Source organism: Bacillus cereus group sp. N14, assembly GCF_016483555.1.
In the GTDB taxonomy this organism is placed as follows: Bacteria; Bacillota; Bacilli; order Bacillales; family Bacillaceae_G; genus Bacillus_A; species Bacillus_A wiedmannii.
Map to the genome: position 1 here is coordinate 44,790 of NZ_JAEHBQ010000011.1, position 13,703 is coordinate 58,492.

A 13,703-nucleotide genomic window follows, 5' to 3' on the forward strand; every position below is an offset into this window, starting at 1 on the left:
ATAACCTACTTATAAAATAGTAAGCTATCGACTTTATACACGTTTTTTATTAAATTATAATCCTATAATCTTCCGTAACCTAAGAAATGTTTTTGGTTGTAACTACTGCTTAAGCTAGCGTAAGCAATCCCTTTATCACCAGCATGAATCATTTGGCCATTACCAACGTAAATACCGATGTGAGATGGACCTGGTTTATAAGTACCTTGGAAGAATACTAAATCTCCAGGTTGTGGGCTACTTACTCGAGAAACTGAATTCCAGTAACCTGCAACGTCTTGACGCCCTACACCATAGATGTAAGAAATGAATCCACTACAGTCAAAACCACCGTTTGATGGAGATGCACTTCCCCAAACATATGGTAAGCCTAAGTAACCTTGTGCTTTACCAATTACGCCACCCGCATTTGGAGTTGGTGCTGGCTCTGGTTTTTTCGTTTCTTGCTTAGGTGCTTCTTTTTTAGGCTCTTCTTTTTTAGGTTCTTCCTTTTTAGGCTCTTCTTTTTGAGCTTGTCCACCGTTGTTTGCTGGTGCAGCTTGCTGAGCAGGTGCTTGTGCTGTGGGCGCTTGCGCATCTTTAGCAGCTTGTTCTGCTTGTTTTTGAGCAGCAGCTTCTTGTGCCGCTTTCTCTTGTGCTTCTTGTTCAGCAATACGTTGTAATTGTAATGCTTGTTTTTCAAGATCTTTCAATTGACTTTCCGTACTTGTCATTGAAGTTACAACTGTATCCATTTTACCACTTAAATCGTTTACTGCTGTTGCTTTTTTCGCTTTTTCAGCGTCAAGTTCTTTCTTAGCAGTTTCAATTTGAGCTTGTGCTTCTTTTAATTCTTTTTGCTTTGTTTTTACCGTTTCAACATCTTTTTTCACGTTCGCTTGATCTTCTTGTTGTGTTTTCATGATATCTTCGTCAGACTCAAGAATTTTAGAAACAGAAGTTAAACGATCAACTAAATCTGCAACGTTTTTAGAGTTTACAAGAACTTCTGTTACAACGTTCGTGTTTGGTTGCTCTTGAAGTGCAACTAAACGTTTTCTTAATAACTCTTCACGTTTTGCAATTTTCGTTTGTAGTTCTGCAATATCTTTATTTTTATTTTCGATTAATTGCTCAGTATCCGCAACTTTTTTCGTTGTTTCATCAAGTTTTGAAGCATTCTCTTGAACAGATTTATCCAAACCTTGAATTGTTTTGTTTAAGTCATTCATTTGCTTTTGTAATACATCACGTTCTTGTTGTTGTTTATGTAAAGTGTCATTTTGTGTATTAATTTGTGATTTCACGTCAGAAATTTTATCTTCTGCAAATACATTTGGTGTTAGTCCTGAAAACATTAACCCTGCAACTAATGCGCAAGATGCCATTTTTAGCTTTTTCATTTTATTTTTTACACCGCTTTCTTTTGTCTTTTTTCCGTATATAACCTATAAAGTTTATACCATATTTCGGGATTTTTTTTGCTAATGTTACGCTATTGTAAAACAAATGTAATATTATATGTAACTCTATCGCAAAATATGCATATTTTTGTATATATGTGTAGAATTTTAAAAGCTTTTTATAAGCAAAAAAAAAACGCAAGGTTTCCCTTACGTTTTGTTACATACACTAATACAAATGAAATCAAAATGTTATTTCATCCATTTCTCAGCCCAATTTTGGACTTCATCCATAACACTTTCTAATGCTTTCCCTTTTTCAGTTAAGCCGTACTCGATTCGCACTGGTACTTCCGGATAAACATTACGAACTACAATGCCTTCACTTTCCAATTCCTTTAAACGCTCTGATAACATACGATCGCTCATATTCGGTATAATATCTGCGATTTCTCTAAAACGTTTTGACTCTTCAAGCAAAGATTTAATAATTAAGCCAGTCCATTTTTTACTAAGCAAAGTAAAAGCTGACTCAAACTTTGGACATAAACAAGAATTATGCTCCATATGTTTCACCTCTCTTCTATTATAATATAGTTTCTTGTAAAAAGTAAGTTATAAAACTTTCCTCATTATTTTATTTTACGTACATTTTACCATTTCCAAATATTAACTTGTCAACTACACGTAAAATATCCGTAAAAAAACCCTCTTCAAAAAGAGAGCTTTTTATATCTTATTACTTCGTATACCATCCAAGACCTAGTGCACCTTCACCTAAATGCGTACCAATTACAGCACCGAAATAACCTGTGCGGATTGTAACATGAGGATATTTTGCTTCTAATTCTGCCTTCCATTCATTCGCTTCCTCTTCACGTTGTGCATGAATGATAACTGCTTCCATAGGTACACCTTGACTTGCTTGCTCATCAAAAATTTCAACAATTCGTTTTAACGCTTTTTTACGTGTACGAATCTTTTCAAATGGAATAATGATTTTATCTCTAAAATATAAAACGGGCTTCACTTGTAACAAACTACCAATGAAAGCTTGTGCACTATTTAATCGTCCTCCACGTTGTAAATGATGTAAATCATCCACTACAAAATAAGCGTCCATCGTTTTCTTCATTTCATCAAAACGGGCAACGATCTCTTTCGGATCTTTTCCTTCGCTTGCTAGCTTTGCACCTTCACGTACATAGAATCCTTGTACTTCACAACTAATTTCAGAGTCGTACGTATATACATCAATACCCTCTACCATTTGCCCGGCTGTCGTTGCCGTTTGGTATGTACCACTAATCCCACTTGAAAGATGAATGCTAATAACCGCATCATAATCCTTAGATAGTTCTTCAAATAACTCAACAAACTTTCCGATTGCTGGCTGAGAAGTTTTCGGAAGTTCTTCTTGCTCACGTACTTTTACATAGAAATCATCTACTGAAATTTCAGCTTCTTCTTGATAAGATTCCGTTCCAAACACAACGTTTAATGGAATCATATATATATTGAGTTCATCACGAATATGCTTCGGTATATATGCTGTACTATCAGTAACAATAGCTGTTTTCATTTGCGTACCTGCCTTATAAAAAAGTTTTTATTCCCTAAGTTTACACGAAAACTAAAAATGGTGCATCCATACATGAAAATGCCAATTTGAAATAATACTTACCATCTCGACAAATTACAACAAAAAGGTGAAATACTCACCAAAAATTTCAACTTATTTATAAAAAATGTTTGAATATAAAAACGCTCGCTTTTAAAATGTAAAGTACTAGTCATTTTGGTAGATAGGAGCGTATACGAGTGTTATTACAATATTTAACAATCAAAGACTACGGTGAGCACGAAATTGTCATTCAAAAATCAAGATTTATTTGTTACGTTAGCAGAGCTACAACCGAAGCAGAAGCTCAAGAATTTATACAAAAAATAAAAAAACAAAATTGGAATGCCACACATAATTGTTCTGCGTATTTGATTGGCGAACAAGATCAAATCCAAAAAGCAAATGATGATGGAGAACCTAGCGGCACAGCTGGCGTACCTATGTTAGAGGTACTAAAAAAACGCGGTTTAAAAGATACCGTCGTTGTCGTTACACGCTATTTTGGTGGCATCAAACTTGGCGCAGGTGGATTAATTCGCGCATATGGAAAATGTACAAGCGAAGGCATTAATCATGTCGGTATTGTTCAGCGAAAACTAATGCGTGTTATGCAGACCGAAATTGATTACACATTACTTGGCAAAATTGAAAATGAATTACGTAATTCGAAATATGCCATTAAAGATATACATTATCTCGAAAATGTCACATTTGATACGTATGTAAAAGAAGACGGAAAACAAGCATTCACAGATTGGATGATTGAGTTAACAAATGGGAAATGTACAATTACAGAAGGAGATATGTTGTACTTAGAACAAGGTGTTATCTAAGAATAACTACATCCTCACCTTTAAAGATTAATGTAGTAAATTACTTTCCTACAAATGAACTAAGGAGATTATATATGGAAGAACGTTATTATCATCTCCAAAATAGCAGAATAAAAAAGAAACGAAGAAGAAAGTTTTTCTACTTCCTTATTTTCGTATTTTTATTTGGTGGTGTAGGACTTTATATATTAAATTCCTACTCTTCTCTCATGGGGATGTATAGTGGTTTTACTCGTCAAAAATCGGACTTGAGAACCGAAGATGTAGAAATTACAAAGGAGCCTTTTACACTCCTCATTATGGGTATAGAAGATTATGCAACGGACGGTCAAAACGGTCGTACAGATTCATTAATGTTTGCGACCGTCAATCCTAAAACTAAAAAGATTTCGCTTATGAGTATCCCTCGTGATAGTCGCGTTCCAATTGTTGGTAAGAACAAAGAGGACAAAATTAACGCTGCGCACGCTTACGGCGGAGAAGAAATGGCAATCAAAACTATCGAAGGTTTTCTAAAAGTTCCTGTAGACCATTATATTAAAATTGATTTCCAAGGCTTTAAAGGAATTGTTGATGCTGTTGGCGGTGTTACTGTTGATGTCCCATTCGATTTTTGGGAGCGTTCAGACGTGGATTACTACAAAAAAATCGAATTTAAGCAAGGACAACAAGACTTAAATGGGGAAGAAGCACTCGCATACGTACGTATGCGAAAGCAGGATCCAAACGGCGATTATGGTCGGGCCGCTAGACAAAGACAATTACTAGCCGCTGTTGCTCAAAAACTAAATTCAGCCTCTACCGTATTTAAAATTAAAGATTTAACAGCAGTCGTTGGAAAATATATAAAAACTGACATTCCTATTTCTGACGGACTTGCACTTTACAATAAACTATCTGGGTTTGATCCTTCTACAATACAAACGTTCAAGCTTGAAGGAGAAGACAAAAAAATAGGTGGTATTTATTACTTCCTTCCGGATCCAAACGGTGTTGAGGCAGTACGTAACGAAATAAAAAAAGAATTAGGAGAAACAGCAAACACGCAAGACAATTCAACGACAAAAACCGAATCAAACCCTTCTTCAAATTCTAACTCTGACGAAAAGGCAAAGAAAGAAACGAATCAGAATCAGAACAAAACACCAACTGAACCACCTCCTTCTACGAATGCTCATGCAGAGTGGATTATGAGAAATCAGCAATAACAAAAAGAGCCAAATCGCATATGATTTGGCTCTTTTTTATTTACTTATTAAAGTGTTGTAAAATTGCTTCAACAATGCGCTCTGATGCACGGCCATCACCGTAAGGATTAGATGCTTTTGACATCTTATCATGAGCTTCTTTATCTGATAATAACTCATCAGCAAGACCAAAGATTGTCTCTTCGTCTGTTCCTGCTAATTTCAATGTACCTGCTTCAATACCTTCTGGGCGCTCTGTTGTATCACGAAGAACAAGAACCGGTACACCAAGTGACGGCGCTTCCTCTTGTACCCCACCAGAATCAGTTAACATTAAGTATGAACGAGCTGCAACATTGTGGAAATCAATTACATCTAGCGGCTCAATTAAATGAATGCGGCTATGATCGCCTAAAATATCATTCGCTGTTTCACGAACAACTGGGTTCATATGAACCGGATACACAACTTGTACGTCTTCATGCTTATCAACAAGACGTTTAATTGCACGGAACATATTACGCATTGGCTCTCCTAAGTTTTCACGGCGGTGAGCTGTCATAAGTACAAGACGATCGTTTCCAAGTTTCTCTAGTACAGGATGACTATATGTTTCTTTTACAGTCGTTTTTAGTGCGTCAATTGCTGTATTTCCTGTTATGAAAATGCGTGACTCATCTTTATTTTCTTTCTGTAAGTTCGTTGCTGATTTTGTTGTAGGTGAGAAATGAAGATCTGCCATGACGCCTGTTAATTGGCGATTCATCTCTTCTGGGTATGGAGAATATTTATCCCATGTACGAAGTCCTGCTTCAACATGCCCTACTGGAATTTGATTGTAGAAAGCAGCTAAACTTGCAATAAATGTTGTCGTTGTATCACCATGTACAAGTACAATATCCGGCTTTGCTTCTTTCATTACTTTATCCAAACCTTCTAAACCACGCGTTGTAATATCAATTAAAGTTTGGCGGTCTTTCATAATATTTAAATCGAAATCTGGCGTAATTCCAAAGATACTTAATACTTGGTCTAACATTTGACGATGTTGCGCTGTTACAGTCACAATCGACTCAATTTTTTCTGGATGTTTTTGCAACTCTAACACAAGAGGTGCCATTTTAATTGCTTCTGGACGTGTCCCGAAAATTGTCATTACTTTTAAACGTTCAGTCATTTCATTGCCTCTTTTCTTTCACTAGTTACAAATTCTATTATGACATATAAGAATATACATGAATACATACCTTTTTAACGAATAACGGAAAAGTCTCTCTTACAAATACTTTCTCTTCCAACCGAATAATAATCTATCCCTTGCTCTTTGACACCCTCAATAGTATAACAATTTCTTCCATCGAATAAAATAGGTTCTCTCATAAGTTGTGCGTACTTTTCTAACGGATAAGCTCTGATTGCTTCCCATTCTGTTATGATAAAAGCCGCACTCGCTCCTCTAATCGATTCATCTATACATTCGCTATATTCTATAGTTTCCCCAAAGATATTTTTCATATTGTGAATCGCCTTTGGATCATATAGAACTACATTCGCACCTATATGAATTAATTCTTGTATCATAATAAGGGACGGTGCATCTCTTATATCATCCGTATTCGGTTTAAATGCCGCTCCCAGCACAGCAATCCGCTTCTTGTTCATATTTATTACTTTTTTCGCTTTCTCAACCAATAACAACTGTTGTTTATTATTCACTTCAATAACCGCTTTCAACAAACGAAAATCATGAGAAACATTCCCTGCAATTTGCACAAGCGCTTTCGTATCTTTCGGAAAACAAGAACCCCCATAACCAATGCCCGCATTTAAAAAAGACGCCCCAATTCTCTTATCCATTCCCATCCCTTGTGCAACGTCTAATACATTGGCTCCTACCTTCTCACATATATTTGAAATTTCATTGATAAAACTAATTTTTGTCGCTAAAAAAGCATTCGATGCATATTTAATCATCTCTGCACTTTTTATATTTGTAACATACGTTTTTAAGCGTAATTCACTATACAAATTCTCCACTTTTCGTGCCGCTTCCTCATTATCTGCTCCAATTACAATACGATCTCCCTGAAAAAAATCGTAAATCCCTGAACCTTCCCGTAAAAATTCCGGATTCGATACGATATGTAATTCATATCTATTTTGTAATTTCTCCTCAATCCATCCCCTCATAACATCATTTGTACCTACAGGAACCGTACTTTTCGTAACGACAATAATGTCATTCGTCGCATATGTTCCAATATCGTCACAAGCACTTCGAATATATGTTAAATCCGCTGTCCCATCTAATAAAGACGGCGTTCCAACTGCAATAAATATAAATTCTGCATCGTAAAATGCTTTTACTCTACTTGTTGTAAAAGTTAAACAATCATTCTCACATGCATCATTTATTAATTCATATAAACCCGCTTCATAAATAGGCAGATCTCCTTGCTTTATCCGTTCAATTTTCTCATCATTTATATCAAAACATGTGACTGAATGGCCTAACATTGCCAGTCCTACTCCTGTAATTAATCCAACGTATCCGGTGCCTATTATCGTAATTTTCATTTCCTTTTCGCACAGGAATATACAATAGAAAATATACGAATACATAGAATTCTCCCTGTGCTTCCCCCTCTCACATTAAAAATGAGAAAACTCTTTTACTTCTTTATTATATGAATTACTTTTTCCATTCTTTTTTAAGTTTTTGTAAAATTACATGTAAGAATATAAAATGAAACTTTATTCAGTAAGGGTCATCCGTCATCGACTAATTATTAGTTAAACCAATCAGGCTTTTACAGGAATTAAGATCCCCACCTAACTTCTTTTCTCCAACTGAATTTTGAGGTGCGAACCTTACTGCCCGTTCATGCGGATAAATTCCCACATTTTAACACGGAACTTACTCATTTCTACGTGTAACACTTATAATACTGAAATAAAAGTATTCACTATCGAAGAAAAAGAGAAAATGTCATATTCCAAAGCCCAATACGATTAACCTTCTCAAATGATTCAACATTCTGTATACAATTGTCATATATTCTATCCGCTTCCATTTACCACACAAAGAAAAAAAGATTGAATTCTAATCTTTTTGTGATACCATATGTTATGAGCCTGTAAATAATCATCTAAATTTTCAGAAAAAACATCTAAAAATTACGTTTAAATATAAAAGGTGGGGTATTAATGGACTCACAGGTGATTTATGCCATTTTGGCATCCTTTATCACTGTACTCGGCGTTACTCCTTTCGTTATTAAATTAGCATTTAAGATAGGAGCAACAGATAAACCAAACGCGCGTAAAGTACACCAAAAAATCATGCCCCGTCTTGGCGGATTAGCAATTTTTATCGGTGTAGCTGTAGGTTTTGTTGTTGGTGGGTTATACGAACAAAGAATGTTATCAATAAGCTTAGGCGCTATCATCATCATTATCATTGGGATTTTAGATGATATGTATGAATTATCAGCAAAAGTAAAATTTGGTGGCCAGCTATTAGTTGCTATATTAATTGTAAAAAGTGGATTATTAGTACAGGTACTATATATACCAATTATCGGGGATACTGAACTTGGATGGCTCGCATATCCAATTACAGTTTTTTGGATTGTAGGCATTACAAATGCCATCAACTTAATTGATGGTTTAGATGGATTATCCGCTGGAATTTCATCAATCGTTCTAGCAACATTGGCTTACATGGCCCTCACCAGCCCTATGGGTACTGGTGCAGTTATTATCTTGCCATTAGCACTTATCGCACTTGCAAGTACGCTTGGATTTTTATTCTATAATTTCCATCCAGCAAAGATTTTCATGGGAGATACCGGCGCCCTATTTTTAGGTTATTGTATTTCCATCCTATCTTTATTGGGATTATACAAAAGTGTAACGCTATTTAGTTTCCTTGTTCCAATTATCATTTTAGGTGTACCTATATTTGATACAACTTTTGCGATTATTCGTCGTATTGTAAATAAAAAACCAATTTCAGCACCAGATAAATCTCATTTACATCACCGTCTCCTAGCAATGGGATTCTCTCATCGTACGACGGTGCTCATCATTTATGCATTTGGTATTTTTTTTAGTGTAAATGCTATTTTTTTCACTAAAGCGACGCTATGGATATCAATGATTCTTCTGTTTGCTTTAATTTTCTTTACTGAAATAGTCGCTGAAGTAATCGGTCTTGTACACGACCGTTACAAACCACTTATTTCCTTTTATAAAAAAGTGAAAAAACGCGAAGACTAATTGTAGTATAGCCTTTACAATTATGAAATATTCAAATAGCATCCTCTTTCTTATAAGAGGATGCTATTTTTTATTCATCATTTTATATTTCCAAAATATAGATTGTTTGAGAGCTCCACTATTGGAGAAAGATATACATAATAAGAAAAGGATTATATTTTCTTTTTTACATCTTGATTGTCAAACTGAGGGTGAATGTTATGATCAAGCGAGTATTTCAATACGTTATTTTATTTTTAACAATTACTATGTACGCGTCATCTCATGCAGGAGCAACTACAATGACCCCTGCTGAACATCATCCAAATACTGAAACTACCTCTCCTATCCAAAAAATCGCGTACTTAACATTTGATGACGGACCAAACAAATATACTACGCAAATTTTAAACATCTTAAAGGAAAAGAACGGAAAAGCAACTTTCTTTGTTATTGGTGGAAAAGTACCACATTATAAAAAAACAATGCAACGATTAATTCAAGAGGGGCATTATATCGGACTTCACAGTATGTCACACGATGTAAAACGCCTTTACACTGGTGATCCATCCGCTTTAATTACAGAAATGGAACAAACACAAAACATTGTTCAGCAAGTTACAAAATTAAATACACATCTCGTTCGCGTCCCGTATGGTAGTATGCCTTACTTAAAAAAGAATTACCGTGATGCACTTGTATCCGCCCAGTATAAAATGTGGGATTGGACAATCGATACATATGACTGGAAAAGCTATGACAATCCTTCTGCCATACTAGAAAGAGTACGTAATCAGAGCGATGAACAAGTCGAAGTGATTTTAATGCATGATTCGAGTGTAACCGTACAAATACTGCCTAAAGTAATTGATTACTTACAGTCACAAGGATACAAACTTCTTCCCTATAATCCATCTTCTCACCTCGAAGTGAACTTTTGGAAAGACACAAGATTGTAACAGCTTTAGTGCCTATTTGCTAAAGCTGTTTTATTTTTCTCTTCCCACCCTTCCCATTTTTGTGTAAAATTTTAAATAGTGATGAAGTTTCGAGGTGAATAGAAATGAAACGAATAGATCTCATTTTTAACGCAATACAAGAAGGCAATTATATAGAAGGTGTAACCGCATCAGAACTAGCTACCCTGTTGCAACTAGATCGTGCCAATGTAAGTAGCGACTTAAACAAACTTGTAAAAGATAAACGTTTATTAAAAACAAATACGCGTCCTGTTCGTTTTTATATAGAAACGAACGCTTCGTTGGAAACGCATTCAAAGGAAATGACTTCATTAGATACATTTGCAATTGAAAATACAAGCCTTAAAATCGCAATCGAAAAAGCGAAAGCTTCTATTCTCTATCCTCCAAACGGTATGCATACTTTACTGCTAGGAGAAACAGGGGTCGGAAAATCTATGTTCGCTTCTTTAATGCACGAATATGCAATTGAAGTTGAACAGCTTCCTAAAAATGCACCATTTATCGTCTTTAACTGTGCCGATTACGCAAATAATCCACAGCTACTACTGGGGCAGTTATTTGGAATTAAAAAAGGAGCTTATACAGGGGCAAGTGATCAAAAAGGGTTAATTGAAAAAGCACATGAAGGGATCCTTTTCTTAGATGAAGTACATCGCCTTCCTCCAGAGGGACAAGAAATGCTTTTCACCTTTATTGACCGCGGGGTATACCGCCGCCTTGGAGAAACAGAAAACGAGCGTAAAGCACAAGTATTAATCATTACTGCAACAACAGAAGAACCAAATTCATTTTTATTAAAAACATTTACAAGACGTATACCAATGACTGTTACGCTGCCACCACTTCGTGAGCGTACACATAAAGAACGATTTGCTTTACTGCAACTATTTTTCACAAATGAAGCAATCCGTCTGCGAAAAGAAATTCACGTTAGCCCGAATGCAATGCGCGCTTTCGTCTTTTACAATTGCCCCAATAACATCGGGCAATTAAAAACGGATGTACAAATTGCCTGTGCGAAAGCCTATTCTGACCTTGTGACAAAGAAACGTGACTCTGTCTATGTTTCAAGTACAGATTTACCTTGGTATATGAAAGAAGGGTTATTCATTGAAAGAAAGAGCCGTCATCTATACCAAATACCAAATGAAACATTTATATTTACAGGTGATGAAGGTTGGAGTAATCATAAAATTGAGAATGAAAAACGGTCTTCTATTTACGATTATATTGATTATAAATACGAAGAACTTCAAGCTCGCGGTATTGAAGAAGACGAATTAGAATTACTAATAGAAAATGATATTCAAAGCTTTTTCGTACAATATTTTAACCAAATTTCTAAAAAAACAAGTCATGAAAATGTTTTTAAAATTGTGGATCGTAATATCGTTTCCGTATGTGAAAGAATTGCGGAACTTGCTGAAAAGCATTTATCTAAGACGTTTGATGAAAAAGTATTTCTCGCTTTAAGCTTACATGTACAGACAACTCTACAACGTTTGCAAGCTGGGAAACAAATTCATCACCCACAATTAAATCAAATTCGTACGAAATATAAAGACGCTTTTTCCGTAGCTATGCAATGCATTCAACTACTGGAGGACGAATTACAAATAACAATGCCTATTGATGAAGCAGGCTTTTTAACAATGTTCTTCGTTGTTGATCCAATTCCTGCCTCACAAACAGAAGTAAAAGTATTAATATTAGCGCACGGCAACGGCATCGCAACAGAAATGGCAAACGTCGCAAACGAACTGCTCGGCATTGAGGAAGTAACCGGTATCGATATGCCGTTACATGAATCGCCGAAAGATTTCTTAGAGCGTGTGAAAGTGTATATGAAAACACTCCAAAATGTAAATGGACTTCTCTTACTCGTCGATATGGGCTCACTCGCTTATATTGGTGATATATTAGAAACTGAGTTCAAAATTCCGGTACGTGTTCTTTCCATGACAAGCACTCCACATGCACTAGAAGCAGCTCGAAAAGCTCAACTTGGCTACTCGTTAGATGCATTGTATGAGACAGTGAAGAACTTAACACCGTTTTACTTAAACGTACAAGAAGAAAAGAAAAAGCCACTATCACCAATGAAGTCTGTTATTTTAACAGCTTGTTTAACTGGGGAAGGCAGTGCTTTAGCTATTCAAAAAATGTTAGAGAACTATTTGCGATTTGACAAGGAATTAATTGAAATTATTCCGATTAGTATCGTCCATGAAAAAGATTTAACGAAAATGATTGAGAACATAAAAAAAGAGCGGAATATCATTTGTATCGTCACAAATTTCGATGTGCAGGTGCCATGCTTAACATACCATTTCCAAGACATTGTAAACTACACAGCGATTCAGCCAATTCAAGAATTAATTACGTATGAAGAAACATATGCAAAAATGGCTGATATTCTGGAACAACAAATGCAGCGGAACGACGGAGCATTACTTATTAAAACAATTCGTTACGCATTAAATACAATTCAAGAATTAATTTCCTTACAGCTAACTCCTGACAGCTTAATGGGTGTGATTCTGCATATGAGCTGTATGGTTGACCGTCTTCAAAAAGGAGAAAGTCTCCTCCCTCATCCAGATAAAGAGAAACGAAGACAAGATGAGTACTGGATGTATATGAAAGTGAAAAAAGCATTACAACCAATTGAAAATACATTTGAAATACAAATCCCTGATGATGAAGTGTTTTATATCATGGACTTCTTCATTAAAAACCAGCCTGTAAAAAATTAATCGAAGCAGTGTTTTAAATATATCGACCGTAACGCGAATTATATTAGCGATTTTCACAATATATCGATTTACCGACAATAACCGCTAAAATTTGCACCTTATAGAAAAAAAGGCTGTTCCAAAATGGACAGCCTTTTTTCTACTTCTTTACTTTTCTGATTCTCCCCCTGATTTCGCCCTTCTTATTCGACTTCGTATAAACATTTACATATACATTTGCCTGAATGATTTCTTGAAGTAAGCTATCAAACGCTCTCCCTTGTAAAGGCCCTTCAAAATCTTCCACATTGACTACACCGGTCACGACTCCTTCATTTACACTAATACCTTGCTTTATTGGACCAAACAAATTTAAAACCACTGGACCGATTTGATCCGCTTTTCCTAAATGAATTTGGCATGATGTAACTTTTTCGATGTTTTTCAATATGATCCGATATTGTAATTTCTTTAAATCATCACTAAATATAAACTCTGTTACACCATAAGCTTCTGTATTTACAGGAGGTATTTCCCTCTTCCCTGTTAACCTCGCAAAGAAACGTGTTGTCATACGGGCATTCTCCTCATATAAATTTCCCAGCACTACTTCTACTACTTTATGGTTTATACATAATCATTTATGACTTTTTCAAGCTTTAATTCCGAAGAAAAGATTCACACAATCTTTACATTAGA

Annotated in this window: 10 protein-coding genes and 1 pseudogene; 5 read left to right on the top strand and 6 right to left on the bottom strand. The window is 35.5% G+C overall.

The window, feature by feature from the left end; genetic code table 11:
• Positions 1-62 precede the first annotated feature (62 nt).
• The 3 genes and pseudogenes from JDS82_RS16665 to JDS82_RS16675 form a co-directional block, all read right to left on the bottom strand.
• Positions 63-1,488 (bottom strand): annotated as a pseudogene (locus JDS82_RS16665) (C40 family peptidase).
• 146 nt (positions 1,489-1,634) lie between these two features.
• On the bottom strand, positions 1,635-1,949 hold the full coding sequence (locus JDS82_RS16670; RefSeq protein WP_000400858.1) for a winged helix-turn-helix transcriptional regulator: 315 nt from the start codon (positions 1,947-1,949) through the stop codon (positions 1,635-1,637).
• Between the two features lie 172 nt (positions 1,950-2,121).
• A complete protein-coding gene (locus JDS82_RS16675; RefSeq protein ID WP_000844775.1) occupies positions 2,122-2,964 on the bottom strand; it encodes a DegV family protein in 843 nt (280 codons plus the stop codon).
• 239 nt (positions 2,965-3,203) lie between these two features.
• Here JDS82_RS16675 and JDS82_RS16680 point away from each other — a divergent pair, with 239 nt between their 5' ends.
• Both JDS82_RS16680 and JDS82_RS16685 read left to right on the top strand, forming a co-directional pair.
• A complete protein-coding gene (locus tag JDS82_RS16680) occupies positions 3,204-3,839 on the top strand; it encodes a YigZ family protein (protein ID WP_199713607.1) in 636 nt (211 codons plus the stop codon).
• A gap of 74 nt (positions 3,840-3,913) precedes the next feature.
• On the top strand, positions 3,914-5,047 hold the full coding sequence (locus tag JDS82_RS16685) for an LCP family protein (protein WP_199713608.1): 1,134 nt from the start codon (positions 3,914-3,916) through the stop codon (positions 5,045-5,047).
• 40 nt (positions 5,048-5,087) lie between these two features.
• Here the strand turns inward: JDS82_RS16685 and wecB are convergent, their stop codons facing one another.
• Entirely contained in the window at positions 5,088-6,203 is a 1,116-nt protein-coding gene (wecB, locus tag JDS82_RS16690) for a non-hydrolyzing UDP-N-acetylglucosamine 2-epimerase (RefSeq protein WP_000140139.1), read from the bottom strand.
• 74 nt (positions 6,204-6,277) lie between these two features.
• Entirely contained in the window at positions 6,278-7,648 is a 1,371-nt protein-coding gene (locus JDS82_RS16695; protein ID WP_199713609.1) for a UDP-glucose dehydrogenase family protein, read from the bottom strand.
• 585 nt (positions 7,649-8,233) lie between these two features.
• Between JDS82_RS16695 and JDS82_RS16700 the strand changes: the two genes are divergently transcribed.
• The 3 genes from JDS82_RS16700 to JDS82_RS16710 all read left to right on the top strand — a co-directional run bounded on the left by JDS82_RS16700 (position 8,234) and on the right by JDS82_RS16710 (position 13,025).
• Positions 8,234-9,307 carry a glycosyltransferase family 4 protein gene (locus JDS82_RS16700; RefSeq protein WP_000378302.1) on the top strand — a complete coding sequence of 358 codons (1,074 nt, stop codon included), beginning with the start codon at positions 8,234-8,236 and terminating at the stop codon, positions 9,305-9,307.
• A gap of 200 nt (positions 9,308-9,507) precedes the next feature.
• On the top strand, positions 9,508-10,245 hold the full coding sequence (locus JDS82_RS16705) for a polysaccharide deacetylase family protein (RefSeq protein ID WP_199713610.1): 738 nt from the start codon (positions 9,508-9,510) through the stop codon (positions 10,243-10,245).
• A 104-nt stretch (positions 10,246-10,349) separates the two neighbouring features.
• A complete protein-coding gene (locus tag JDS82_RS16710; protein ID WP_199713611.1) occupies positions 10,350-13,025 on the top strand; it encodes a sigma-54-dependent transcriptional regulator in 2,676 nt (891 codons plus the stop codon).
• A gap of 139 nt (positions 13,026-13,164) precedes the next feature.
• Here the strand turns inward: JDS82_RS16710 and exsM are convergent, their stop codons facing one another.
• Positions 13,165-13,578 (bottom strand): exosporium regulatory protein ExsM, encoded by a 414-nt coding sequence (exsM, locus tag JDS82_RS16715; RefSeq protein ID WP_000213117.1) that lies wholly within the window; start codon positions 13,576-13,578, stop codon positions 13,165-13,167.
• Between the last annotated feature and the right edge of the window lie 125 nt (positions 13,579-13,703).

Coding starts and splice junctions, on each gene's coding strand:
- JDS82_RS16670 (WP_000400858.1), bottom strand. CDS start 1,949: ATGGAGCATAATTCTTGTTTATGTCCAAAGTTTGAGTCAGCTTTTACT.
- JDS82_RS16675 (WP_000844775.1), bottom strand. CDS start 2,964: ATGAAAACAGCTATTGTTACTGATAGTACAGCATATATACCGAAGCAT.
- JDS82_RS16685 (WP_199713608.1), top strand. CDS start 3,914: ATGGAAGAACGTTATTATCATCTCCAAAATAGCAGAATAAAAAAGAAA.
- wecB (WP_000140139.1), bottom strand. CDS start 6,203: ATGACTGAACGTTTAAAAGTAATGACAATTTTCGGGACACGTCCAGAA.
- JDS82_RS16695 (WP_199713609.1), bottom strand. CDS start 7,648: ATGTATTCGTATATTTTCTATTGTATATTCCTGTGCGAAAAGGAAATG.
- JDS82_RS16700 (WP_000378302.1), top strand. CDS start 8,234: ATGGACTCACAGGTGATTTATGCCATTTTGGCATCCTTTATCACTGTA.
- JDS82_RS16705 (WP_199713610.1), top strand. CDS start 9,508: ATGATCAAGCGAGTATTTCAATACGTTATTTTATTTTTAACAATTACT.
- JDS82_RS16710 (WP_199713611.1), top strand. CDS start 10,350: ATGAAACGAATAGATCTCATTTTTAACGCAATACAAGAAGGCAATTAT.
- exsM (WP_000213117.1), bottom strand. CDS start 13,578: ATGACAACACGTTTCTTTGCGAGGTTAACAGGGAAGAGGGAAATACCT.